Source organism: Erwinia phyllosphaerae (assembly GCF_019132875.1).
GTDB lineage: Bacteria > Pseudomonadota > Gammaproteobacteria > Enterobacterales > Enterobacteriaceae > Erwinia > Erwinia phyllosphaerae.
This window is the reverse complement of sequence record NZ_JAHSPF010000008.1, coordinates 136,282-161,754: the sequence shown is the minus strand read 5'-3', so window position 1 is coordinate 161,754 and position 25,473 is coordinate 136,282. Positions and strand designations below refer to the sequence as shown.

The following is a 25,473-nucleotide window of genomic DNA, read 5'->3' as shown; positions in this document are numbered from 1 at the left end:
ATCGCTGTCATACTCTCGTCATAATGCCTGGAGACAATGCCTGGTTTTTTACAGGATCTGTGGAACGGAGTAAAAATGGGTCAGGAAAAGCTGTATATAGAGAAAGAACTAAGCTGGTTATCTTTTAATGAACGCGTTTTACAGGAAGCGGCGGACAAAACTAACCCTTTGATTGAGCGGATGCGCTTTTTGGGTATCTACTCCAACAACCTGGAAGAGTTTTATAAAGTTCGCTTTGCTGATTTAAAACGCCGTATCCTGATTGGCGAAGAGCAAGGGTCACCCGATACGCCACGCCATCTGTTAAAAAAAATCCAGGCACGCGTGCTGAAAGCGGATCAAGAGTTTGACGGGCTTTATAACGATCTGCTGCTTGAAATGGCACGCAACCAAATTTTCCTGATTAACGAACGACAGCTCTCTCCCAACCAGCAAAGCTGGCTGCGTCACTACTTTAAACACGACCTGCGGCAGCACATCACGCCGATCCTGGTTTACCCCGATACCGACCTGATTGAATTTTTGAAGGACGACTACACCTATCTGGCGGTAGAGATTATTCGCGGCGAAGAGATTAACTACGCGCTGCTGGAAATCCCCTCGGATAAAGTGCCGCGCTTCGTTAACCTGCCGCCGGAAACGCCGCGCCGCCGCAAGCCAATGATCCTGCTTGATAACATTTTACGTTATTGTCTGGGCGACATTTTCCGCGGCTTCTTCGACTATGATGCGCTTAACGCCTATTCGATGAAAATGACCCGCGACGCGGAATACGATCTGGTCACGGAGATGGAGTCCAGCCTGCTGGAGCTGATGTCTTCCAGCCTGAAGCAGCGCCTGACCGCTGAACCAGTCCGCTTTGTTTATCAACGTGATATGCCCGATGCGATGGTGAAGATGTTCAGCGAGAAGCTGAATATCAGCAATTATGACTCTATCGTGCCGGGCGGCCGTTACCACAACTTTAAAGACTTTATTGGTTTTCCTAACGTCGGCAAAGCCAACCTGGTCAACAAGCCGCTGCCGCAGCTGCGCCATATCTGGTTTGACCGCTTCCGCAACGGCTTTGACGCTATCCGCAACCGCGACGTGCTGCTCTACTATCCTTACCATACCTTTGAGCACGTGCTGGAGCTGCTGCGCCAGGCTTCGTTTGACCCGGCCGTGCTGGCGATCAAAATCAACATTTATCGCGTGGCAAAAAACTCGCGCATTATTGATGCGATGATCCACGCTGCCTATAACGGCAAAAAAGTGACCGTGGTCGTAGAGCTACAGGCACGCTTTGATGAAGAAGCCAATATCCACTGGGCGAAGCGCCTGACCGAAGCGGGCGTTCACGTTATTTTCTCGGCGCCAGGCCTGAAAATCCACGCCAAGCTGTTTTTGATTTCACGCCGTGAAAACGGCGAGATCGTGCGCTATGCGCATATCGGTACCGGCAACTTTAACGAGAAAACGGCGCGTATTTACACCGACTATTCACTGCTGACGGCCGATGCCCGCATTACCAATGAAGTCCGGCGCGTCTTTAACTTTATCGAGAATCCTTATCGCCCGGTCACCTTTGAGCATCTGATGGTATCGCCGCAGAACTCGCGGCAGATGCTTTATCAGCTGATTGATAACGAAATCGCCAACGCGCAAAAAGGCGTTCCGGCCGGCATAACGTTAAAAATTAATAACCTGGTTGATAAGGGCCTGGTCGATCGCCTTTATACCGCCTCCAGCGTAGGCGTGAAGGTCAATCTGCTGGTGCGCGGCATGTGCTCGCTCATCCCTAATCTGCCCGGTATCAGCGACAATATTCGCGTTATCAGCATCGTTGACCGTTATCTTGAACACGATCGCGTCTATATTTTTGATAACGGTGGAGACAAAAAAGTGTTTCTCTCCTCCGCGGACTGGATGACGCGCAACATCGATTACCGTATCGAAGTCGCCTGCTGCATCCTTGACCCTATTCTGAAACAGCGGGTGCTGGATATTATCAGCATCCTCTTCAGTGATACGCTTAAGGCGCGCTTCGTAGATAAAGAGCTGAGCAACCGCTACGTGCCGCGCGGTAACCGCCGTAAGGTCCGCGCGCAGCTGGCTATTTACGATTACATTAAATCACTGGAACAACCTGACTAATTCACTATGCCAATATCCCAGAAAAATACGCCTAAACCTCAGGAATTCGCCGCAATCGACCTGGGTTCGAACAGTTTTCACATGGTGATTGCCCGCGTGGTAGACGGTGCCATGCAGGTGCTCGGCAGGTTGAAGCAGCGCGTGCATCTGGCCGACGGGCTGGACAACAATAACGTGCTGGCAGAAGAAGCTATCCAGCGTGGCCTGAGCTGCCTGGCGCTGTTTGCCGAACGCTTACAGGGATTCAGCCCGGCCAACGTGACGATTGTCGGTACGCATACGCTGCGCCAGGCAGTCAATGCGGAAGACTTTTTACAGCGCGCGGCCGATGTCATTCCCTACCCTATTGAAGTCATTTCCGGCCATGAAGAGGCCCGGCTGATTTTTATGGGCGTGGAGCACACGCAGCCGGAAAAAGGCCGCAAGCTGGTCATTGATATCGGCGGCGGCTCTACCGAGCTGGTGATTGGTGAAGACTTTGAGCCCAAGCTGGTGGAAAGCCGCCGCATGGGCTGCGTCAGCTTCGCTAACCTTTATTTTCCCGGCGGCGCCATCAGTAAAGAAAACTTCCGCCGCGCGCGCCTGGCCGCCACGCAGAAGCTGGAAACGCTGGCCTGGCAGTATCGGTTGCTTGGCTGGCAGTATGCGCTTGGCGCATCCGGCACTATTAAGGCTACGGTAGAAGTGCTGCAGGCGATGGGCGAAAAAGACAAGCTGGTGACGCCGGAGAGGCTGGAGAAGCTTTATGACGAGGTGATGAAGCATAAATCCTTCGACAGCCTGAGCCTGCCGGGGCTTTCGGACGAGCGCAAAGTTGTTTTTGTACCCGGCCTGGCGATCCTCTGTGGCGTGTTTGACGCGCTGGCGATCCGCGAACTGCGGCTGTCTGACGGTGCACTGCGCGAAGGCGTGCTGTATGAAATGGAAGGCCGCTTCCGCCATCAGGATATTCGTAGCCGTACCGCCCAAAGCCTGGCCAACCACTATGCTATCGACAGCGATCAGGCTAAGCGCGTGCTGGACACCACGGAGCAGCTCTATGAGCAGTGGCGCGAGCAGAACGTTAAGCAGGCCAATCCACAGCTTTCCGCGCTGTTAAAGTGGGCGGCCATGCTGCACGAGGTGGGCCTGACGATTAACCACAGTGGGATGCATCGTCACTCTTCCTATATCCTGCAAAACACCAATATGCCGGGATTTAACCAGGATCAGCAAACGCTGCTGGCCACGCTGGTTCGCTTCCATCGCAAAGCGGTAAAAGTGGACGAGCTGCCGCGCCTGACGCTGTACAAGAAGAAGCAGTTTCTGCCGCTGGTGTTTCTGCTGCGTCTGGGTACGCTGTTAAATAATCAGCGCCAGGCCACCTCCAGACCGGAGTCGCTGCTGCTGGCGACCGACGATGGCCACTGGACGCTGACCTTCCCTAAGGATTACTTCAGCCAGAACAACCTGGTTCAGCTCGATCTGGAACGCGAGCAGAGCTACTGGAAAGAGGTCACCGGCTGGCAGCTGGTTATTGAAGAGCTGGCTGAATGAACGTCAGGCCCGACAGCTACTACACCGAAAAGTATCAGCTGACCGCCACGCACTCCGAGGTGGCAGAAGCGGTAAGCCAGCTGGCGCTCAAAGGACGGGCGCTCGACCTCGGCTGTGGCAGCGGGCGCAATTCGCTTTATCTGCATCTGAAAGGCTTTGACGTCACGGCGTGGGATCGCAATCCGGCACGCCTTGCCCAAATCATTGCAGAAGAAGGCCTGACCGGCATTCGTACCGAACAGAAAGATTTTAACGATCTGCGTTTTAACGGCGCTTTCGATCTGGTGCTTTCAACCGTGGTGATGATGTTTTTGCAGCCGGAAGCCATCCCACGGCTGATTGCCGATATGCAGGCAAGCACGGTAAGAGGCGGTTACAACCTGATCGTCTCGGCTATGGATACCGAAGACTATCCCTGCACGCTGTTTCCTTTCGCGTTCAAATCCGGAGAGCTGAGCGAATATTATCGCAAATGGCGCATCGTGAAATATAACGAACATCCCGGGCAGCTCCACCGCACGGACGAGCACGGCAACCGTATTTCATTGCGCTTCGCCACGCTGCTGGCGCAAAAAGAGCGGGTTAAAGAGTAATCAGGGCGGCATCTTTCGGTGCCGTTTTCTCTTCAGCCAGGCTTTGCAGCGGACAGGGCTTACCGTAAAGTTCACCCTGCAAATAGTCCACGCCAAGCCTGCGCAGTAAATTATCCGCCTCTTCCGCTGCCACATCCGCCGCCACAATCTGCATTTTTTTCAACCGTGCAAGAATGCAGGTCGATTCAATAATTTGAAAATCCAGGCTGTTATTGAGCATGTTACTGACGAAGCTTCCGTCAATTTTCAGCATATCTGCCTGAATCTCTTTCAGCAGTGCATAGCTGGCGTAGCTACGACCAAAATCATCAATAGCTATGCGGCAACCAAGAGCGCGTAGCTGGGTGATTGCATGATAGCCTCCGCCCTGCTCCATCAGCATCGGCGACTCTTCCAGGCAAAAAATTAGCTGCCATGGCTCCACGCCGTAATGTTGCAGCAGCCCCTCAATCTCTTTCGCAAGGCCTGGTCGACACAGGCTGGCGGTAAAAAGTCCAGATGCCATCCTGATACCCGGCAGCACTTTCCGCTGGTCATTGATAAAAGCTAAAATTTTATGCAGCCGCCAGCAGTCCATTTCCCAGGTCAGGCCAAACTCCGTAACGACGGGAAAAAGCTGCGCGGAAGAGACGCGTTCGCCACGATCGTCCTGCAACGAAAGCTGCACCTGGTAATAATCATCGCCTCGTACGCCGCAAATCTTCTCCGCCAGTAGCGCAAAGCCGTCAGATTTCAGCGCCAGCTGGATCTCATTCAGCAACGCGATTTTTCTGTCAATGCGACATTGCATCGGTAGCGTCATGTTCTGCTGTAAGCTTTCAGTTAAGCCACTGGTCAGAGATTGTTCCGCCATGCCGCTTAACTCGCCTAACAGCTCATACAGATAACTGACCGGCGGCCGCACGCTGCAATAGCTGATACCCACGTTGGGATGAACCGGTAATCCATCCCAAAGTAAGTGATAATCTTTCAGCAAGGCCGCGATGGTTTCTACGCGTGCAGACTGGCTGTTGCCTTCCAGCCGCATCACCAGATCAAAACCGGGCAGCTGATAGACATCCTCACCCGGCTGCATGACAGGCCGTAAATAACCGGCCAGGCTGCGTTTGTACTGAATACGCAGGCGCAGCCCGTAAGTGCGGCTCAGGCGATCCAGATCGGGAATGGTCAGAAAAAAGAGGGTGGAGCATGGACTTTGTGCCAGCGCGATGCTCAGGGCGCGCAGGTTGGGCAAATTCATCACGGGATCGTTTAAAGCTGCCGCTTTAGTGCGGGCCAGGATACGCCGCTGCCGCGTGGTGATCGCCGCCATCAGCAGCAGACACAGGCTAAACACCAGCAGATTGGCGGAAATCACGGCCAGCTGATAAGGCCCGGTGGCAGGATGCAGAAAACGATCGCGCAGCTGGTAGAGCGTCATCAGCAGTAACGCCCAGATAAAACTGGTGAACAGGTATCCAAAGCGCATCGCAGCCCAAAGCATCAGCGGCAGTATCAGCGGCAGGCCATAGTCGGTAGTCAGCAGATTGCGCTGCGAGATATTAACCTCCAGCAGCATACTCAGCAGAAAGACCAGCAGGCACAGCCAGATAATATATTCCGCCCTGCCCACCTCCGGTGAAAATTGTTGGCGGGTACGCAAAATAATCAGGCGTAAAAATCCCTGGCTTCGCAGGCTGCGAATCAGCAGATAGCAGACCGGCATCATCGCTATGCAGGTTAAAAGCACCGACTGGAGGTTCAGTAACGTATGCAGCGATAGCGGATTCGCATAGAAAATCGACCCTTTTAGCGGCACCACGCCTGCCGCAGCAATGGCCTGCATCAGCAGCACCAGCAGCACAGGAATAAAAAACGCCAGCCAGAACAGGCGTACCGGCATCAGGCGTAGCTTGCCGTAATCAACGCCCCACCGCCTTTTAGTCTGTAAACGGTAACCTGCCCAGCCCGTTAGCAGCGCTATACACCAGGTACAGCTGATAACGGCTGCCGTGGTTGGCGAGTAACGGTTGAAATAATAGATGATCAGCGCCACGACAATGCCCGGAAAGGCACTCCAGTCGTAAACCAGCAGCAAAGCGATCATCAGGGCCAGCGGCAGATAGATCAGGTAAACGTAGCCCTCCAGCATCCATAACCGTACGGAGAGCTGGGCGGCCAGCGGCATTAACAATGCAGGAAGAATAAGCGCCAGTCCCCAGGGGCTATGACGAAAGCGGTTAAGCGGTGCCGTGATTCTCATGATATTCGCTGATTAACAGGGCGCTACTGCCCGAATCCAGAAGATGCACCAGAGAGTGTTGATGCGAACGTATCCGCGGTAACAGGGGTGTTCCTGTCGATAGTGATAATTCCAGTGCGGGAGTATCCGCCATACTATGCGTAATCCCGGCATTAAAGTTGATATATATCAATTACCTGTCTTTTTTATGATTTGTAAAGAGTGCTTTCTTTCGCAGACAGAAAGCAGATCGCAAAAATCCTGTATGGTTTCTTGCGTACGGGCCCGTTGGCATTGACCTCCAGGGCATGCTGTGTCTAAATTAAGCTATTGCCTCCGGGCTAACTTCAGGAAACTTTGCGTGAACCGCGCTATGTCATTCAGAAAACGTCAAAAGACCGGTCGTATGACCCGTATCATACTGTTTGTCAGCTTTATTATTCTGGTAGGCCGACTGGTCTACGTTGTGCCTGGCGCCATAGAGCACCACAAGCAGAAGAAACAGGATACGGCGGTTCCTGCTCTCAAGTTAAATAATTGATAACAGACAGCGAAATTGGTCTGAAATAGTGCAACTTATTCCTTTAATTTGCTCAATTTAAGCGATACTTACTCCTTTGATAGTCTTTTACCAGACGCAAGGGAATTTTTATGTCTGTAGCTCAGTCGCATGCTCAGCAACTCGCTGAAATCCGTAATCGTATTCTTAACCTGCTGCTTAACGATGGCGATCTGGTCGATACCCTACTCCAGAGGCCGTTAAAACAAACCGAAGCCGAAAAAAAAGCCCACCAGGAACAGGTACAGGAATTAAGAAACTATCTTCCCGTTCTGCACGCGGCCGATATCGCCGATCTGCTGGAAGCATTGCCGGAAGACGAACGTCAGGCGCTCTGGCAGCTGGTTGATACCGACCGCCGTGGTGAAGTGTTGGTTGAAGCTTCTGAAAACGTCTGGGAAAGCCTGATTGAAGAGATGAGCGATCGCGATTTGTTACAGGCGATTGAACCTCTGGATATTGATGAACAGGTTTATCTGGCCAAGTATCTGTCACGCGATCTTACCGGCCGCCTTCTGACTTCGCTGGAGCCAAAACTGCGCTCGCGCGTGCTGGAGGTCATGGATTTTGCTCGCGACCGTGTTGGCCGCATTATGGATTTCAAGCTGGTTACCGTCCCTGCCGATATCAAGCTTGCCACCGTTCAGCGCTACCTACGCCGCAAAAAAGTCATGCCGGAAGGCACCGATAAGCTCTTTATTACCGACGAAAACAACACGCTGCTGGGCGAGCTAACGCTGATGGATATTTTGCTGAACAAGCCGGGAAAGCGCGTTTTTGAAGTAATGAACGATCGGCCCGTGACCTTTCGCCTGGATGATAAAGCTGAAGATGCAGCAGGCGCGTTTGAGCGTTACGACCTGATTTCCGCTGCGGTTATTGATGCCAAAGGCAAGCTAATGGGTCGCGTCACCATTGAAGACGTTATCGATTTAGTTAACCAGGCGAACGACAGCAATATTCGTAAAATGGGCGGCGTTAATCCGGAAGAAGAGGTGTTTGCACCAGTCAGAAAAGCGGTGCGTACGCGCTGGACATGGCTGGCAATCAATCTTTGCACCGCGTTTATCGCTTCGCGCGTGATTGGCCTGTTTGAAGATACCATTTCCCAGCTGGTGGCGCTGGCAACGCTAATGCCCATCGTGGCTGGCATAGGAGGTAACACCGGTAACCAGACCATTACGATGATCGTGCGCGCGCTGGCGCTGCATCAGGTTGAGCCGGGCAACTTCTCTTTTCTTATTGCGCGTGAGCTTGGCGTCGCGCTGATAAACGGCCTCTTCTGGGGAGGCATTATGGGCGGCATCACCTGGGCAATGTACGGCAACGCAGAGCTTGGCGGCGTTATGATGCTGGCGATGATCCTGAACCTGCTGCTGGCTGCGCTAATGGGCGTGCTGATCCCGCTGATTATGACCAAACTGAAGCGCGATCCCGCCGTGGGTTCCAGCGTGCTTATCACCGCCCTGACCGATACCGGCGGATTTTTTATTTTTCTGGGTCTGGCGACGATTTTTTTGCTGCACCATTAAATAAGACGGGTAACCGGGCGTTTTCCGGTTGCCCGCTTTAAACATGACTAGCTTGCCGTATACGACACTGAAACAGTGGATAATGTTCATTAAGCGGCAGGGCTAGTAATAATTAATCCTGGCCCCAGTCTTCCAGACGTAATCCCTGAACACGAATAAATTCTCGCATATTATTAGTGACCAGAATCAAGCCCAGCGATCTGGCGTGAGCCGCAATCATTGCATCATAAGGCCCAACAGGCTTACCTGACCTTGCCAGCTCAGCGCGAACCTGACCGGTATGAATGGCAGCATCATTGCTGTAGCTCAACACCTCGAGCCTGGCAACAAATCCCTCGACGACTCTTAAATTCTTTTCCGGGCTGGCGGATTTTTCTGCGCCATAAATCAGCTCCATAAGTGTCACCGAACTTATACACATCCGTCCATGGTGTTGATTAAAAGCTTCACGTACTTTCTGAGGCTTATTTTTAATCGTATAAATGCAGATATTAGTATCCAGCATATATTTGAGCATCAGAATGCTTCTCTGTCCTGTTGCTCTGGCTGGTCGCGCGCAAGCATAAAATCAGACGTGACGTTTTCTCCCTCAAACCAACTATCCCAGCCCTCACCCGCAGGCGTAATAATACGTGTGCGCCCTACGGCAATAATATCCACATGTTTTACGTCTTCAGGTAAAGCAACGGCCTTCGGCAGGCGAACCGCCTGGCTGCGATTACTTTTAAATACGGTCGTTTTTTCCATTTTTTTCCTGTCCCTTTCTGTTGAAATTTTATACAGGAATCAGCTTAATACAATGACGGGATATGTCAATGGGATATACACAATCCATATAAAGAAATCCTGCCAATATCCTTAGAATTCAGTGAATTAAGCTTCATCCATGCCTCCCCATCACCTGATCGATACTGGCGGGTTTTTAATCTCCCCCGGGGCTGAACACAACTTTTTTTGCTATACCATTAAATAATGACTGGTCGATAAAACGAAGATGGCCGCACGCAGACGGATGATGCGGCCATTATTTGCCGGCGACTGTAACAGCCACGGAGCATGGGCTCCCGCCGCGCACATTAATGGGCGAGCTGTTTTAACGCTTTGGTCGGCAGCCCCGTCATTTTTCTGACCATATTAAGGTCCAGCCCACCAGCAAGCATTTTGCGGGCGACTTCCAGTTTCGCCTGTTTTGCGCCCTCAGTACGGCCTTGTTTAAGGCCTTTTTTCAAACCAATTTGTTCCAGCTGCTCTGCTATAGTCATCAGTATCTCCTTATGCTTTGATGAACGCTGCGCCAGTCGGCGCAAAAGCCCTTCCGCGTCGGTCGCCTGTCCCGCTTGCACTATGTAATTGACCAGCAATATCAGCTGTTCATCATGAATTTCCCCGTTTTTTAACAGCGCGATCAGCTGCTCTTCCAGCGTCGCTAAATCCCGCAGGCGAATATGCTTTTGCAGCAGCTCCAGCATAGCGACACGACGGTGAGTGATGATTTTATCATCAGCAATCGCCGTAATGTCAACCAAAGGAAACTCGCAGCTATATAGCTGCCTGGCAAGATCGGGATTACTGAATCCCTGTAGCCAGTCCATGGTGTAAGGGTAAGGCGAGACAGCTCCGTGATAAAACAGAATCGGGATAACCAGCGGCAGCTTTTTATGGCCAGCATCCAGATGCTGTTGCATGGCTGCTATGGCGTAACGCATCAGACGAAAACTCATTTGCCTGTCCGGCGAGCTTTGATGTTCAATGAGGCAATAGATATATCCCTCGCCGTCTTTGGTTTTCAGCGCATAAAGCACATCTGAATGACAGGACCGCAAATTATCTTCAATGAAGCTGCCGGATGCCAGCCTCAAGGTGTTAAGATCGCAATCGCGAAGTAGCGCGACGGGTACATGAATCCGCAAAAAGTCTTTGGCCGTTTCTACATGGCTCAGATACTGCTTAAAGAAAGCATCATGCGGGGTTGGAGTCAGCTTCATCCTTTCATCCTGTCATTCCGTTTGACATGGCCGGACTTTAGCACGGGTTGAAATTGCTCAGGACTGGTTTTTTTAACGTTGTTTTAAGACTGCGAAACAGCTCGAAGATTGCCTGAAACCGGCTCCTTTTTTGCACAAATTTTTCTGATGACCCATGCTTTCCGGTAGCCGTTCAATACTGATTCTGAGACGCCATCCTTTTTGCTGCTTGTGGGTAAATTTAGCAGGAGACCAGCGTTAAGCCCTTGCTCTCTCCCATCCAGAAGACGCCATCCCCTGCGCATGTTACATTTTAAAAAGGATAATCTGGAATGTAACGATGATGAAAGAAACAGCTGCCCGCGGCAGACCAGCAAAATCGATGGCGTTAATTAGAAAGACCGTTTTCTCAGCGGCGATTGATATTATTGAGGTTAAAGGCGTCTCCGCTGTTTCCATTGACGAAATTGCCCGGCAAAGCAGGCTTGCCAAGAAAACCATTTATAAATACTTCGACAGCAAAGACATGCTGATAAATGAAATGATCGTGGCCTGGACGTCAACCCGCACCTTACCCGAGCTGCATAAGGCTTCCAGCAAGGAAGATGTGCTTAACAAACTGCGCCTCTTTTTTATCGCGCTGGGATCGCGTGTGCTCTCAAGAGAATCAGTAGCTATTTACAAGTATCTACAAAATGAAAAGGCCGATAAGCGTGAGAAGCTTGCCGTTTACCGGAGCGGCGGAATTGTTAATGCCAGCAGCATGCTCAACCGCTGGCTTGAAGAGGCGCGTTCCGCGGGATGGATCAACCCCTCCTGGCCGCAGAACGGCGCTGCCTATCTGCAGGCGCTAATCGTCACTCCTCTACTGCGGGATATCTCACTGGGGATCACCCCAGCGCCAACCGAGTCTGAAATGGGTCTAATCATCGACCGGGTTTTAACTGACTTCAGGCCGCTGCTCCTCTAGCTCGATTTACTCAACCTTGCCGTTAGTTACAGCCGGAGACGTTTTACGCTGGGATTTAAAACGGTCGGCTAGCTAATATTAATTTAGAAACGATAGTCGTTTCTTAAATTAATTTATTGAGGAGCATTTTTCTCATGTCAGATCGCCGTAACTTTCTTCGCGGAGCCGCTGCATCAGTGGTCGCGGGGACGTCTTTACTGGCAGGCGGTACCCTGAGTGCCTCCGCAGCCAGCCAGCTCGCTCAGGTAAAGCTCAAGCCCAAACGCATCATTGCGCTTGAAGAGCACTTTATGCTGCCCGAGTTCGAGGGATATCTGCATGAAACCCAGCAGAACCTGAAAAGCGGGCTGGTGGATAAAGTCGTGACGCCCCTTTCTGATTTTGGTCAACGCAGGCTTGATATCATGGATGAGCACGGCATTGATTTTGCCGTACTCTCTCTTTCCGGCCCTGGCGTGCAGATTGAGCCGGACACGAATAAAGCCGTTCGCCTGGCGCGCTATGCCAATGACCGGCTGGCGGCAGAAATGCAAAAACGCCCGACGCGCTATGGTGGTTTCGCTCACCTTGCCATGCAGGATCCGCAGGCCGCCGCAGATGAGCTTGAACGCTGCGTCAGGCAGCTCCAAATGCAGGGAGGGATGATTAACGGGGAAACAAACGGGCTTTACCTGGACGATCGCCGTTATGATGTTTTCTGGCAACGGGTAGAAGAGCTGGCCGTGCCTGTTTATATTCATCCGGGCAACCCACCTGATTACCCACACATGTATGCTAATCATCCGGAAATGTGGGGGCCAGTATGGAGCTGGGCCGCAGAGACATGTTCACATGCGCTTCGGCTGGTATTTAGCGGCACCTTTGACCGCTTCCCGGGGGCCAAAATTATTCTGGGGCATATGGGTGAAACGCTCCCGATTCAAATATGGCGTCTCGACAGTCGTTATAAAATTGCCAATACAAAATATGAGATTCAGCATCTGCCTTCATGGTATCTGCGCCGTAACATCATGCTGACCACTTCTGGCGTCTGCGACGACGCTGCGCTGCGCTGTGCGCTGGACTCTATGGGTGAGCATAATGTGATGTTTTCAGTAGACTATCCGTTTGAGGATACGAAAACCGCGACGGACTGGATCCGCAACGCGAACATCTCCGACAGCGAACGCAATAAAGTCGCCTGGGAAAACGCGGCAACACTGATGAAAATCCAGCATCTGTAACCTTGGGTGCGGCAAGCATGCCTCTACAACCGATTTAAAGATTTCGGCTAATGAGATGAAGGCGTGCTGTCATTTTGCCAGGGGGTGACGGCAACCGAGTAGTTTGATTTTATATTCTTCGAAACGACGCTTATGGATGCAAGTGCTTAAAAAAGCCCGCGGTTATGCGGGCTTAGAGGTGTTTATTGCTTTTACGTGCAGGCTGTTGCCAGACGTGAACTTATTCCCACTCAATCGTCGCTGGCGGCTTACCGGAGATATCGTAAACCACGCGGGAAATACCGTCGATTTCATTAATAATGCGGTTAGAAACGCGGCCCAGGAAGTCATAAGGCAGATGCGCCCAGTGCGCGGTCATAAAGTCGATGGTTTCTACCGCACGCAGCGATACAACCCAGTCGTATTTACGGCCATCGCCCATGACGCCTACGGAACGAACCGGCAGGAAGACGGTGAACGCCTGGCTGACCTTGTTATACAGGTCGGCTTTATGCAGCTCTTCAATAAAGATCGCATCGGCACGGCGCAGCAGATCGCAATACTCTTTCTTCACTTCGCCCAGTACGCGCACGCCCAGACCAGGGCCAGGGAACGGGTGACGGTAAAGCATGTTGTACGGCAGGCCCAGCTCAAGACCGATTTTGCGTACTTCATCCTTAAACAATTCACGCAGCGGTTCGACCAGCCCCATCTTCATCTCTTTCGGCAGGCCGCCTACGTTATGGTGCGATTTAATCACGTGCGCTTTGCCGGTGGCGGAAGCGGCGGATTCAATCACGTCAGGATAGATAGTGCCCTGCGCCAGCCATTTAACGTCTTCCAGCTTCAGCGCTTCTTCGTCAAAGACTTCGACAAAGACACGACCGATAATTTTACGCTTGGCTTCCGGCTCATCCGTGCCCGCCAGCGCGTCAAGGAAGCGTTTTTCGCCTTCCACATGGATGATATTCAGGCCGAAGTGGTCGCCAAACATATCCATTACCTGCTCGGCTTCGTTCAGGCGCAGCAGACCGTTATCAACAAATACGCAGGTCAGGCGATCGCCAATGGCGCGATGCAGCAGCATGGCGGTAACGGAAGAGTCCACGCCGCCGGACAAACCCAGGATGACTTTATCGTTACCTACCTGCTCGCGCAGGCGCTCAACGGCATCTTCAATAATTTTTGCCGGCGTCCACAGCGCTTCACACTGGCAGATATCCAGTACAAAACGCTCCAGCAGGCGCAGCCCCTGGCGGGTATGGGTCACTTCCGGATGGAACTGCACGCCGTACAGGCGCTTCTCTTCGTTAGCCATAATGGCAAACGGGCAGCTGTCGGTGCTGGCAACGGTGACAAAGTCAGACGGGATAGCGGTAACCTTGTCGCCGTGGCTCATCCAGACGTCCAGCAGCGGCTTACCGTCGGCGCTCAGAGAATCTTCGATACCGCGGGTCAGCGCACTTTCCACGCCAACTTCAACCTGCGCATAGCCAAACTCACGCTCGCTGGAACCTTCTACCTTGCCGCCCAGCTGCAGCGCCATGGTTTGCATGCCGTAGCAAACGCCGAAGACCGGTACGCCAGCCGTGAAGACATATTCCGGCGCGCGCGGGCTGTTGTGTTCGGTGGTGCTTTCCGGGCCGCCTGACAGAATAATCCCGTTTGGATTAAACTGGCGGATCTGCTCTTCAGTGACGTCCCACGCCCACAGTTCACAGTAAACGCCCAGTTCACGCACGCGACGTGCAACCAGCTGCGTATACTGCGAGCCGAAATCAAGGATCAGGATGCGGTGTTTATGGATATTTTCCGTGGTCATTGGGCTATTCCAGAGCGATAAACAAATACAGGGATTAAGTAAAACGCCCGGTCAGCGCCGGGCGTCAGGCCGGGTTATCAGGAACCCATGCGGTAGTTTGGCGACTCTTTAGTAATGGTCACGTCATGCACGTGGCTCTCGGTAATACCGGCGCCGCTGATGCGGACGAACTCTGCTTTAGTACGCAGCGCTTCGATGGTGCCACAGCCGGTCAGGCCCATACAGGAGCGCAGGCCGCCCATCTGCTGATGCACGATCTCTTTCAGGCGGCCCTTATAGGCTACGCGACCTTCAATGCCTTCCGGTACCAGCTTGTCTGCCGCGTTGTCGGTCTGGAAGTAACGGTCAGAGGAACCTTTAGACATGGCACCCAACGATCCCATCCCGCGATAGGATTTGAAAGAGCGGCCCTGATAGAGTTCGATCTCGCCCGGAGACTCTTCCGTACCGGCCAGCATAGAGCCGACCATCACCGCGCTTGCGCCAGCAGCGATAGCCTTGGCGATATCGCCAGAGAAGCGGATGCCGCCGTCAGCGATAACCGGGATGCCGGTACCTTCCAGGGCGGCAACCGCGTCGGAAACAGCGGTAATCTGCGGTACGCCCACGCCGGTAACGATACGTGTAGTACAGATGGAGCCAGGGCCGATACCCACTTTCACAGCGCTGACGCCGGCTTCTACCAGTGCCAGCGCGCCAGCGCCGGTTGCCACGTTGCCGCCGAGGATTTGCAGATCCGGATATTTAGCGCGCGTTTCGCGAATACGTTGCAGAACGCCTTCAGAATGACCGTGCGAAGAGTCGATCAGCAGCACGTCAACACCAGCCGCCACCAGCGCATCAACGCGCTCTTCGTTGCCCGCACCAGCGCCTACAGCCGCGCCAACGCGCAGACGGCCTTCGTGATCTTTACAGGCGTTAGGCTTACGTTCGGCTTTCTGGAAATCTTTAACGGTGATCATGCCCAGCAGATGGAAGCTGTCATCCACCACCAGCGCTTTTTCGATACGCTTTTCGTGCATCTTTTGCAGCACAACTTCGCGAGCTTCGCCTTCACGGACGGTCACCAGACGCTCTTTTGGCGTCATCACGGCAGAAACCGGCAGGCTCATATCGGTAACGAAACGGACGTCACGACCGGTGATAATGCCAACCAGCTCGTTGTTGCCGTTGACTACCGGATAGCCAGCGAAGCCGTTGCGTTCGGTCAGGATCTTCACATCGCTCAGCGCGGTTGTTGGCAGCACGGTCTGCGGATCGGTTACGACGCCGCTCTCGTGTTTTTTCACCTTGCGAACTTCTTCCGCCTGGCGCTCAATAGACATATTTTTATGAATAAAGCCCAGGCCGCCTTCCTGCGCCAGCGCAATAGCAAGACCCGCTTCGGTAACGGTGTCCATAGCCGCAGAGAGCATAGGAATATTCAGGCGAATGGTTTTAGTAAGCTGGGTACTGAGGTCGGCTGTGTTAGGGAGAACAGTCGAATGAGCAGGAACGAGCAGCACGTCGTCAAATGTCAGGGCTTCTTTAGCGATTCTTAGCATAGCAATATCTCAACCTCAGGGTGAATGAGAACTTGTAAAATATTGCCGCGGCATTATACAGGGCGTAATCGATTGCCTCCAGCATTATTTACGAAAAACTCTTGATCCCTCCGGTCAGCCATGTAGTATCGGTTAATTAACCCTCTGATTTAAAATTTGATCTCTATCACATGTCGCTACCGCCAACCGCCAATATTTTTACCGTCAGCCGCCTGAATACCACGGTGCGCAAGCTGCTGGAAATGGAGATGGGCCAGGTCTGGCTGAGCGCCGAGATCTCTAACTTTTCCCAGCCCTCTTCCGGCCACTGGTACTTTACGCTTAAAGATGATGGTGCTCAGGTACGCTGCGCGATGTTTCGCAACAGCAACCGACGCGTCACGTTTCGCCCGCAAAATGGTCAGCAGGTGCTGGTTCGCGCCACGATTACGCTTTATGAACCGCGCGGCGATTATCAGCTGATTGCCGAAAGCATGCAGCCTGCCGGTGACGGTCTGCTTCAGCAACAGTTTGAACAGCTAAAGCAAAAGCTGGCAAGCGAAGGTCTGTTTGAGCAAAGCCATAAACAGCCGCTGCCGGATCCGGCGCGCCAGGTAGGCGTGATTACCTCCTCTACCGGCGCGGCGCTGCACGATATTTTACGTGTTCTTCATCGACGCGACCCTTCACTGCCGGTCGTCATCTATCCGACGCCGGTTCAGGGCGTCGACGCACCGGCCCGCATCGTTCGGGCGATTGAATTAGCAAATATTCGTCAGGAGTGTGACGTGCTGATTGTCGGGCGCGGCGGCGGTTCGCTGGAAGATCTCTGGAGCTTTAACGACGAGCGGGTGGCGCGGGCTATTTTTGCCAGCCGCATCGCCATCGTCAGCGCCGTAGGCCACGAAACGGACGTCACTATTGCCGATTTCGTTGCGGACTTACGCGCCCCTACCCCTTCCGCCGCTGCGGAACTGGTAAGCCGGAACCAGATTGAGCTGCTGCGCCAGCTACAGTCGCAGCAAACGCGGCTGGAAATGGCAATGGATTACTACCTTGCTCAGCAAAGCCGCACCTTCACGCGGCTGCATCATCGTTTGCAGCAGCAGCATCCACAGCTGCGCCTGGCCCGTCAGCAGACGACGCTGATGAAGCTACAGCGCAGGCTGGATGACGCCATGCAAACAAGCTTGCGTCAGGCTACTCGTCAGCAGGAACGCGCGGCACAGCGCCTGGCAGCCACGCAGCCGCAGCAGCGTCTGCATCGTGCGCAACAGCAGCTGCAACAGTGGCGCTATCGTCTTCAGCAGGCAATGCAGGCGCAGCTTAACGGCAGCAAGCAGCAGTTCGCCACGCTGGCTGCCCAGCTGGAAGGCGTCAGCCCGCTGGCAACCCTGGCGCGCGGCTTTAGCGTGACCACCGCCGTCGACGGCCAGGTTGTCAAAAAGACCGCGCAGCTTAAGGCCGGTGACCGCTTACAAACGCGACTGGACGACGGCTGGGTCGAAAGCGAAGTCACGACAATCACGCCGCTTAAAAAAACGCGAGCCAAAAAGAGCGCAGGCTGACTGCCTTACAGGGCCAGTTAACCTGCTCTGTTATTATAGATTTCAGTAAATTATATTCCTCGTCAGCGCATTGCGCATTTGTTGTTAAAATGTGCAATGGACCGTCATGCGCGTACGCAATGTAGCCACTATACTTTTTGGACACTTACTGTTGACCAAGGAGCATGGTATGAATTATGGCGTCATTCCTCCCTATATTCTGCGTAAAATCATTGATAACGGTTCCGGCCAGCAGCAGAGCTGCGCGCGTCAAACACTGGCGCACGTGCAGACGCTGATGGCGGAAAGCTGGATCAAACCGGACGGCGCGAAAACCGCGACGCCAGGCAAGGTCGAGCGAGAAATCTATGATTCAGAGCAGACGCAGAATCTTCCCGGCACGCTGGTACGCAGCGAAGGTCAGTCAAGCAATAACGATGTTGCGGCCAACGAAGCTTACGATTATCTCGGCGTGACTTACGACTTTTTCTGGCAGGCTTATCAGCGTAACTCGCTGGATAATAAAGGTCTGACGCTGAAAGGTACCGTGCACTATGGCAAGGGCTATCAGAACGCATTCTGGAACGGTCAGCAGATGGTGTTTGGCGACGGTGATGGCGAAATTTTCAATCGCTTTACCATCGCGCTGGACGTGGTGGGGCATGAACTGTCGCACGGCGTCACCGAAAGCGAAGCTGGTCTGATCTATTTTGAACAGGCCGGTGCGCTGAATGAATCTCTCTCGGACGTATTTGGCTCGCTGGTGAAACAGTTTCACCATAAACAGACCGCCGACAAGGCAGACTGGCTGATTGGTGAGGGGCTGCTGGCTAAAGGGATCAATGGTAAAGGGCTGCGCTCTATGGCGGCACCCGGTACGGCCTATGACGATCCGCTGTTGGGCAAAGATCCCCAGCCAGCGGATATGAAAGGCTATGTGCAGACGCGTGACGATAACGGCGGCGTGCACTTAAATTCCGGTATTCCTAACCATGCTTTCTACCTGGCGGCGAAAGCGCTGGGCGGCTATGCGTGGGAGCTGGCGGGTCACGCATGGTACGACACGGTGTGCGATAAAGCGCTGCCGCAGGATGCCGACTTTAAAACCTTTGCGAAGCTTACCGTTAGCCACGGTCAAAAACGTTTTAATAAATCGGTAGCACAGGCGATTGAAAATGCCTGGAAAGAGGTTGGCGTACTATGAATTCTCTTCCGGAACTGAGCGACGACGCGGTTATTGACGTGGCGCGCGAAGGCGGTTTTGCTTTTATTCCTAAGCTGTCCGGCGCAAGACGTATTGCGCTGGCGCAGTTAGATCCTCCACAGCGGGAACATGTCTGCGGCGTGTTGCGCCGCGTCTTGCCTATGGGAGAACCACCGGGAGGGCAAAACTGCGCCGGAAGAGGCGATCAGCGCTATTACCGTATTGAAATTAGCTACGCCACGCAGCACCAGTCGGGCAATATCGTGATTCTGATCCCTGAGGATCAGGCGCCGCCTGAACTGGTGCAGCTCTGGCAGGATGGGCAATAAATAAAAAAGCCCCGCCGTTGCTGGCGGGGCTTTCTTTTTACGCTTATTTATCCAGCGCGTAAGCAATGACGTAGTCGCCGCGATCCGGAGACTGGCGTGCGCCGCCTGCTGAAATCAGGATGTACTGCTTGCCTGTTTTCGGCGACCTGTAGCTGATTGGGCCACCCTGGCTGCCAACCGGCAGACGCGCTTTCCACACTTCCTTGCCGGTAGCCGAATCAAACGCGCGCAGATAGTAATCCTGCGTTCCCGCAATAAACACCAGGCCGCCCTGCGTCGCCAGCGTGCCGCCCAGCGTTGGCATACCTACCGGCATTTGCGCGTGCATTTTGATGCCAAACGGACCCGTATCCTGCACGGTGCCGACGGGAACCTGCCACACCAGCTTCTGGGTTTTCAGATCGATAGCGGAAAGCGTGCCGAATGGCGGCTTCTGGCACGGGATACCCAGCGGTGACATAAAGCGGTTTTTATTTACGGCGTAAGGCGTGCCTTTCAGCGGCACCGCGCCCATACCGGTATTAATCGCTTCACCGCCGTTGCTGCCGCGCGCAATCGCGCCGGTGTTAGCCGGGATCATCTGCACCCACAGGCCAAGACGCATATCGTTAACGAAGATATAGTGATTATTCGGATCGGTTGAAAGGCTGCCCCAGTTCATGCCGCCCAGCGAGCCAGGGAAGCTTAACGCTTTATCGGTACCCGGCACGGTGTACAGGCCGTCATAGCGCATAGATTTAAAGGCCACGCGGCAGACCAGCTGGTCAAACGGCGTTGCGCCCCACATATCCGACTCTTTCAGCGTTTCGGCACCAATCTGCGGCATGCCGACAGACTTAGGCTGCGTCGGCGTATATTGCTCGTTTGGAATGTTACCTTTTTTAACCGGGACTTCTTTTACTTCGGTCAGCGGCCTGCCGGTCAGGCGATCCAGCACATAAATCTGCCCCGCTTTCGTGCCAATAACCACGGCAGGTTTGCTGGTGCCGTCTTTTAGCGGGAAGTCGATCAGGCTTGGCTGCATCGGCAGGTCAAAGTCCCACAGATCGTTGTGCACGGTCTGATAAACCCACTTCTCTTTACCGGTAGTCGCATCGACCGCCAGAATCGACGCGCCATACTTGTGGTTTAATGCGGTGCGCGTCGCACCATACAGATCCACCGAAGAGCTGCCCATCGGCATAAACACGGTGTTCATGGTTGGGTCATAGGACATTGGCGCCCAGGAGTTAGGCGTACTGCGAGCAAAGTTCTGGCCCGGCTGCAGTTTTGCATTTGGATCGTCGTTGCCCGTGTCGAAAGCCCAGCGCATCTGGCCGGTAATAACATCAAAGCCGCGAATAACGCCGCCAGGCATATCGGTTTGAACGTTATCCGCCACGCGACCGCCAACCACCACGGTGGTTCCGGCCAGCGTCGGCGCGGAGGTTAACTGATATTTTGGATCCTGCGCTTCGCCCAGGCCTGCTTTCAGATTCACCACGCCATGGTCGCCAAAGTTCTGGCACAGCTCGCCGTTATCGGCATTGATGGCCATCAGGCGTGCGTCAATGGTGTTCATCAGCAGACGACGCTGACAGGTATCACCAGCCGCCAGCGCGGGCTGCGGCACTGGCGTAGAGCCAGGCACAGAAGGCTGAGTCAGGGGTTTAGTGGCGTCGAAATAAGCCAGCCCGCGGCAGCGGTTCCAGACTTCTGCCTGTGCGTTAACCACGTGCTCCCAAATCTTTTTACCGGTGTCGGCATTTACGGCGATAACGTTGTTATGCGGCGTACAGAGGTAAAGTACATCGCCAATCTGCAAAGGTGTTTGCTGGTCTTCCGCGCCGTTGCCGGTCGGGCTTTCAGGAATATCGCCCGTATGAAAGGTCCAGGCCACTTTCAGATCTTTTACGTTATCACGCGTGATCTGATCCAGCGCGACAAAACGGCTACCGCCCGGCGTGTTGCCGTAGTTATCCCAGTTTTTCTGTTCGGTTGCTTTATTTACCGGGGTCAGCGGCAGTTCGCTGCCGTCAGCAACCGGCGCGTGTGGCTGGAACATCTGAACAAAAGTTACCACCATGCCTGCCACCAGGACCGCCGCCGCAATACAGGCCGGTTTGGCCGCAGAAGATTTACCTTCACGCTTGCGCAGCGCGGGCAGCGTTATTACGGCCAGCAGCATCAGCCCGGCAATGGTCATTAGCCGCGAAACCAGCGGCCAGAAATCCAGGCCAACATCCAGCAACGCCCAGATAAGCGTGCCGATAAAGACCAGCGCAAAAACCGCTACGGCGGAAGATTTGCGGCGGAAGAACTGGATAGCAGAAATAATGGTAAAAATCCCGGCGATGATGAAATACCAGCTGCCACCAAGCGCCACCAGTTTTCCGCCGAAGATAACAAAGAACAGGCCGGTAGCCAGTAAAATCAGGCCCAGCACAACGCTCCACAGCCCCAGCCATTTTGCAGACCGGGTATTGGTTTGAGACATGGTAAAAATACTCCTGGGAAAAAAAGAGCCGTAGCGCAATCTTCCTGCTGTGCACAGGCCTGGCCGGCGTCAGCCGAAGCGAAGCAACATTCTGCTATGGTCACTCTTTTTATTAACAATTCACTGCGGGTTTACCCCGTGTCGCCTTAACCAAAGCGCGCGTATACCGCCAGAGTCGCTTTAGTTAACGGCAAAATTGTACCATGTGGTTCGTAAATGACTACACATAAAATTAACAAATTTCACACTTATGATTTCTTTGAAAGTTTATCGCTCTAAAAATTAACTGTGGCGAAACAATTTCGGTGCAAAACCGTTCAGCCTGGCTGACGGAACACAATGAGCGAGGGGCTGAAATTGAAAAGTGATTACTGAGAAAGGGCGGAAGATAAAAGCAGCGTTAATCCGACGGGGAAAGTGCCAGGACCGATCAATTACAGGAGGATAAGCTTAAGGATAATTTATAAGGATTCACTCAGCGGCTTAAAAACAACGCGCCTGCCGGAAATCAATCCGTCGCCGTTGGGGCAAAAATAGTCAACGGCACCACAGGCCTTCAAAATTTGTAATGACTGGCCGCAGTCCGGGCAAATCGCTTTAGCCGCAAAGTCACGCTGGCAGCTGGCGCAGTAGAAACGTTCGCCTCTGGCGATAAGATGATGCTGACAAACCGGACAGTGTTCGCTCATCTTATTCTCCTGTTTTATCTGAGTATATAACATAACCGCACGCGTGCTGGATTCAGGCTGGAATGATCAATCCCTTATTTTGCGCCAGGCTCTATCAGGCTCATCAGCAAGTATGCCACTCTGCCATTCTGTCCCTCTGTCCCTCTGCCACTCTGCCACTCTGCCACTCTGCCACTCTGCCACTCTGCCACTCTGCCACTCTGCCACTCTGCCACTCTGCCCAACGTTTGCAGGGCATAAATTTTTTACTAGCTGACCAGTATATATATTAAATCGCTTTGCTTCCTGAAGCCAGCCGCTTCAAAGTGGATAGAAAGATTCAGTGCTTGCACAGCCGGATGTTTTCCCAGACTAAAGATAAGCTTATTAGTACAATTAATACGCAGCAGCTTTTTGATGAATTCAAGATCTTCATTAAATTTCCTGATAAACTCCTCATTACACGATCTTGTTCTCATTGAATTAACCATATAATTTGGCCTGAACGAAATATCTTTTAGTTTTATCACATCCGTACAGGGAAAATGCGTATATAACCTTACCCCCGGCCTCCCTATCAGCAAAATTTCATTATAATTTCCAATACCCTTAATCATTCTGGTACGGAATTCATCGGGATGCCGTAAAATATTATATGGCTCTTGCATTTTAAAACCATGAGCGTTAGGTCTCTCCCTGCCTTTTAATATACTTTCCGCCAGCAAATTTTTATCGATAACTCGCCCCCCAGGCAAATTACCTTCAAGACCAGCAAAATTATTAAAACAAACGTCGCTAAAATGTGTGCCGATGATGTTTTGTACCGGTACGATAAGATTTAAATGTATATCTAACGGGGCCGCCCCTAACTGCTGACCACCACGCATAGCCTTACCACCGATGCAACTTGCAGAAATAACATCCCAGGTTGATAACAACTGCCCTGCCGGGCTAAACAAAAACGGAGAGGATCTAACAGCTGTTCCAATATGAGACGTGCTGCCGCGGGAAGAGATGCAATGAACGATCTTTAAATCTCTGTCAGCAGAATTTAAGACCCTGTCCCAGGCTTTTAAGATATCAACCTTTTTTTGTTCATCCTGATTTCTTTGATCCGTTCTGGCTTTAAAAGCACTTAAACGCTTGCGGGAGATTTTCCTGTCAAAAACTAGCATAAAGAATCCTTTCAGTAGCTTAAATCAAGTTATGGGAAACATTGTATTAATAACATATGATATCAACTAAATATCAGCATGCAATAAAAACCTTGAAGCAATCATGGTAATAATTACCATCAAAAGTTATATTATTATAATATTTTTACAGAGAGCTACAGATTATAGAAACCGCAATATTTAACATCTTACTATTTCTATAAAATGGAACTGACAATCAGGCGAGGATTTTAACTATATATCGTTACTAATAAACGATAATAATACATTGCGGCTATAGCGACCTGCTGTAGAGCGTGCCTCATGCTGCCAGCCTGCTTCAACAAGCATCTCGTGCTTTAAAGCGAGCCTGACAAAATAACGAATTCAGGCAGAGGAAAGCAGCAAAACCCACGTTCAGGTTTTGCCACCCTGATATTTCCCTGAAGGATTAACGTTTATTCTTTTTCAGATGGCTCATAAGACGCTTGCGCTTGCGCTGCTGATTAGGCGTCAACAGGTTGCGTTTACCGGCAAACGGGTTGTCCCCTTCCTTGAACTGAATGCGGATAGGCGTCCCCATCACTTCCAGCGAGCGACGGAAATAGTTCATCAGATAGCGCTTATAGGAATCCGGCAGGTCTTTTACCTGATTACCATGGATAACGACGATTGGCGGGTTATAACCACCGGCGTGCGCATACTTCAGCTTCACGCGACGGCCACGCACCAGCGGCGGCTGATGGTCGTCTGCCGCCATATTCATAATGCGGGTCAGCATAGAAGTGTTCACGCGACGCGTGGAACAGTCGTAGGCTTCGGTAACAGATTCGAACAGGTTACCAACGCCGCTGCCGTGCAGAGCAGAGATAAAGTGCACGCGGGCAAAATCGATAAAGCCAAGACGGAAATCCAGCGTCTCTTTAACTTCGTCGCGGATCTCCTGCGTCAGGCCATCCCATTTGTTCACCACGATCACCAGAGAACGACCGCTGTTGAGGATAAAGCCCAGCAGCGACAGATCCTGATCGGAAATGCCTTCGTGCGCGTCGATTACCAGCATCACCACGTTGGCATCTTCGATAGCCTGCAGCGTTTTAATCACCGAGAACTTCTCTACCGTTTCGGTGATTTTGCCGCGCTTGCGCACGCCAGCGGTGTCGATCAGGATATACTCGCGACCGTCACGCTCCATCGGAATATAGATGCTGTCGCGCGTGGTGCCTGGCATATCGTAAACCACAACGCGATCTTCACCGAGAATACGGTTAGTCAGCGTTGATTTACCGACGTTAGGACGACCGACGATGGCCAGCTTAATCGGCAGATCCAGCGGGTTGAAGTCGTCTTCCTCTTCCTCTGCCTCGTCGCCGTTCTCTTTTGCCGCCAGCTCAGCCCAGTAGGCTTCGTTTTCTTCTTCTTCGGTCAGCTCCACCTGCGGCGCAACTTCGTCCATCCACGGCAGCAGGACGATCTCCAGCAGGCCGGTCACGCCGCGACCGTGCGAGGCGGCGATAGGATGAATATCACCCAGACCCAGCGAATAGAAGTCCACTACGGCGGAATCCGGATCCATGCCGTCGGTTTTATTGGCTACAAGGAAAGTAGGTTTCTGGCGAGAGCGCAAATGTTTAGCGATGGCCTGATCGGCAGGCATCAGGCCCGCACGCGCGTCCACCATAAACAGTACGACATCGGCTTCTTCAATCGCTAACAGCGACTGTTCGGCCATCCGGGTTTCGACACCCTCTTCGTTGCCATCGATACCGCCGGTATCAATGCAGATAAATTCACGCCCTTCGACCTCGGCGCGACCATACTTACGGTCACGGGTTAGCCCGGGAAAATCCGCCACCAGCGCATCTCGCGTGCGCGTCAGACGATTAAACAGAGTAGATTTTCCCACATTGGGACGCCCGACCAGCGCGACCACAGGTACCATATTGAAGCCTCATTACAAAAATTAAACGCCTGACGACCCTTCACTGAGAGTAGCTTATGCTGACGCACACGCAGGCTGAAGGCGTAGAGGATACC

Annotated in this window: 20 protein-coding genes; 10 read left to right on the top strand and 10 right to left on the bottom strand. The window is 52.7% G+C overall.

Annotated features, from left to right (window positions below; genetic code table 11):
• The first annotated feature begins 75 nt into the window (after nt 1-75).
• The 3 genes from ppk1 to tehB are packed head-to-tail and all read left to right on the top strand — an operon-like array spanning nt 76 to nt 4,265.
• Nucleotides 76-2,136, top strand: coding sequence for a polyphosphate kinase 1 (ppk1, locus tag KUE00_RS15215; RefSeq protein WP_246760736.1), 2,061 nt, complete (start codon nt 76-78; stop codon nt 2,134-2,136).
• A gap of 6 nt (nt 2,137-2,142) precedes the next feature.
• On the top strand, nt 2,143-3,672 hold the full coding sequence (gene ppx, locus KUE00_RS15210; RefSeq protein ID WP_246760735.1) for an exopolyphosphatase: 1,530 nt from the start codon (nt 2,143-2,145) through the stop codon (nt 3,670-3,672).
• Entirely contained in the window at nt 3,669-4,265 is a 597-nt protein-coding gene (gene tehB / locus KUE00_RS15205) for a tellurite resistance methyltransferase TehB (RefSeq protein ID WP_246760734.1), read from the top strand. Before ppx ends, tehB begins: the two co-directional genes overlap by 4 nt.
• On the opposite strand, the gene KUE00_RS15200 is transcribed toward tehB, so the two are convergent.
• Nucleotides 4,255-6,507 carry a sensor domain-containing phosphodiesterase gene (locus KUE00_RS15200; protein WP_246760733.1) on the bottom strand — a complete coding sequence of 751 codons (2,253 nt, stop codon included), beginning with the start codon at nt 6,505-6,507 and terminating at the stop codon, nt 4,255-4,257. The two genes, tehB and KUE00_RS15200, sit on opposite strands and share 11 nt — an antisense overlap.
• A gap of 340 nt (nt 6,508-6,847) precedes the next feature.
• Here KUE00_RS15200 and KUE00_RS15195 point away from each other — a divergent pair, with 340 nt between their 5' ends.
• Nucleotides 6,848-7,027, top strand: a complete 180-nt coding sequence (locus tag KUE00_RS15195) for a YfgG family protein (protein ID WP_246760732.1) — start codon at nt 6,848-6,850, stop codon at nt 7,025-7,027.
• 110 nt (nt 7,028-7,137) lie between these two features.
• Nucleotides 7,138-8,577: a magnesium transporter gene (gene mgtE / locus KUE00_RS15190; protein WP_246760731.1), complete on the top strand. Its 1,440-nt coding sequence runs from the start codon at nt 7,138-7,140 to the stop codon at nt 8,575-8,577.
• Nucleotides 8,578-8,689: 112 nt separating this feature from the next.
• Here the strand turns inward: mgtE and vapC are convergent, their stop codons facing one another.
• The 3 genes from vapC to KUE00_RS15175 form a co-directional block, all read right to left on the bottom strand.
• Nucleotides 8,690-9,094: a type II toxin-antitoxin system tRNA(fMet)-specific endonuclease VapC gene (gene vapC, locus KUE00_RS15185; protein WP_246760730.1), complete on the bottom strand. Its 405-nt coding sequence runs from the start codon at nt 9,092-9,094 to the stop codon at nt 8,690-8,692.
• On the bottom strand, nt 9,094-9,324 hold the full coding sequence (gene vapB, locus KUE00_RS15180; RefSeq protein ID WP_246760729.1) for a type II toxin-antitoxin system VapB family antitoxin: 231 nt from the start codon (nt 9,322-9,324) through the stop codon (nt 9,094-9,096). Before vapB ends, vapC begins: the two co-directional genes overlap by 1 nt.
• Nucleotides 9,325-9,653: 329 nt before the next feature.
• Nucleotides 9,654-10,562, bottom strand: coding sequence for an Rpn family recombination-promoting nuclease/putative transposase (locus KUE00_RS15175; protein ID WP_246760728.1), 909 nt, complete (start codon nt 10,560-10,562; stop codon nt 9,654-9,656).
• Between the two features lie 319 nt (nt 10,563-10,881).
• Here KUE00_RS15175 and KUE00_RS15170 point away from each other — a divergent pair, with 319 nt between their 5' ends.
• Complete coding sequence (locus KUE00_RS15170) at nt 10,882-11,511, top strand: TetR/AcrR family transcriptional regulator (protein ID WP_246760727.1); 630 nt, start codon at nt 10,882-10,884, stop codon at nt 11,509-11,511.
• A gap of 134 nt (nt 11,512-11,645) precedes the next feature.
• On the top strand, nt 11,646-12,734 hold the full coding sequence (locus tag KUE00_RS15165) for an amidohydrolase family protein (protein ID WP_246760726.1): 1,089 nt from the start codon (nt 11,646-11,648) through the stop codon (nt 12,732-12,734).
• A gap of 220 nt (nt 12,735-12,954) precedes the next feature.
• On the opposite strand, the gene guaA is transcribed toward KUE00_RS15165, so the two are convergent.
• Together guaA and guaB are read right to left on the bottom strand one after the other, a co-directional pair.
• Nucleotides 12,955-14,535 carry a glutamine-hydrolyzing GMP synthase gene (gene guaA / locus KUE00_RS15160; RefSeq protein WP_246760725.1) on the bottom strand — a complete coding sequence of 527 codons (1,581 nt, stop codon included), beginning with the start codon at nt 14,533-14,535 and terminating at the stop codon, nt 12,955-12,957.
• A 77-nt stretch (nt 14,536-14,612) separates the two neighbouring features.
• A complete protein-coding gene (guaB, locus tag KUE00_RS15155) occupies nt 14,613-16,079 on the bottom strand; it encodes an IMP dehydrogenase (RefSeq protein WP_246760724.1) in 1,467 nt (488 codons plus the stop codon).
• A gap of 170 nt (nt 16,080-16,249) precedes the next feature.
• Between guaB and xseA the strand changes: the two genes are divergently transcribed.
• From xseA to KUE00_RS15140, 3 genes are all read left to right on the top strand, one after another.
• Nucleotides 16,250-17,626 (top strand): exodeoxyribonuclease VII large subunit, encoded by a 1,377-nt coding sequence (xseA, locus tag KUE00_RS15150; RefSeq protein WP_246760723.1) that lies wholly within the window; start codon nt 16,250-16,252, stop codon nt 17,624-17,626.
• A 169-nt stretch (nt 17,627-17,795) separates the two neighbouring features.
• Nucleotides 17,796-18,809 carry a M4 family metallopeptidase gene (locus tag KUE00_RS15145; protein WP_246760722.1) on the top strand — a complete coding sequence of 338 codons (1,014 nt, stop codon included), beginning with the start codon at nt 17,796-17,798 and terminating at the stop codon, nt 18,807-18,809.
• Nucleotides 18,806-19,138, top strand: coding sequence for a protealysin inhibitor emfourin (locus KUE00_RS15140; RefSeq protein ID WP_246760721.1), 333 nt, complete (start codon nt 18,806-18,808; stop codon nt 19,136-19,138). The genes KUE00_RS15145 and KUE00_RS15140 overlap by 4 nt, the downstream gene beginning before the upstream one ends.
• A 43-nt stretch (nt 19,139-19,181) precedes the next feature.
• Here the strand turns inward: KUE00_RS15140 and KUE00_RS15135 are convergent, their stop codons facing one another.
• From KUE00_RS15135 to der, 4 genes are all read right to left on the bottom strand, one after another.
• Nucleotides 19,182-21,614 carry a glucose/quinate/shikimate family membrane-bound PQQ-dependent dehydrogenase gene (locus KUE00_RS15135; RefSeq protein ID WP_246760720.1) on the bottom strand — a complete coding sequence of 811 codons (2,433 nt, stop codon included), beginning with the start codon at nt 21,612-21,614 and terminating at the stop codon, nt 19,182-19,184.
• 461 nt (nt 21,615-22,075) lie between these two features.
• Entirely contained in the window at nt 22,076-22,303 is a 228-nt protein-coding gene (locus KUE00_RS15130; protein WP_246760719.1) for a zinc ribbon domain-containing protein, read from the bottom strand.
• A 248-nt stretch (nt 22,304-22,551) separates the two neighbouring features.
• Nucleotides 22,552-23,457: a hypothetical protein gene (locus tag KUE00_RS15125; RefSeq protein ID WP_246760718.1), complete on the bottom strand. Its 906-nt coding sequence runs from the start codon at nt 23,455-23,457 to the stop codon at nt 22,552-22,554.
• 430 nt (nt 23,458-23,887) lie between these two features.
• Nucleotides 23,888-25,378 (bottom strand): ribosome biogenesis GTPase Der, encoded by a 1,491-nt coding sequence (der, locus tag KUE00_RS15120; protein WP_246760717.1) that lies wholly within the window; start codon nt 25,376-25,378, stop codon nt 23,888-23,890.
• Nucleotides 25,379-25,473: the final 95 nt, after the last annotated feature.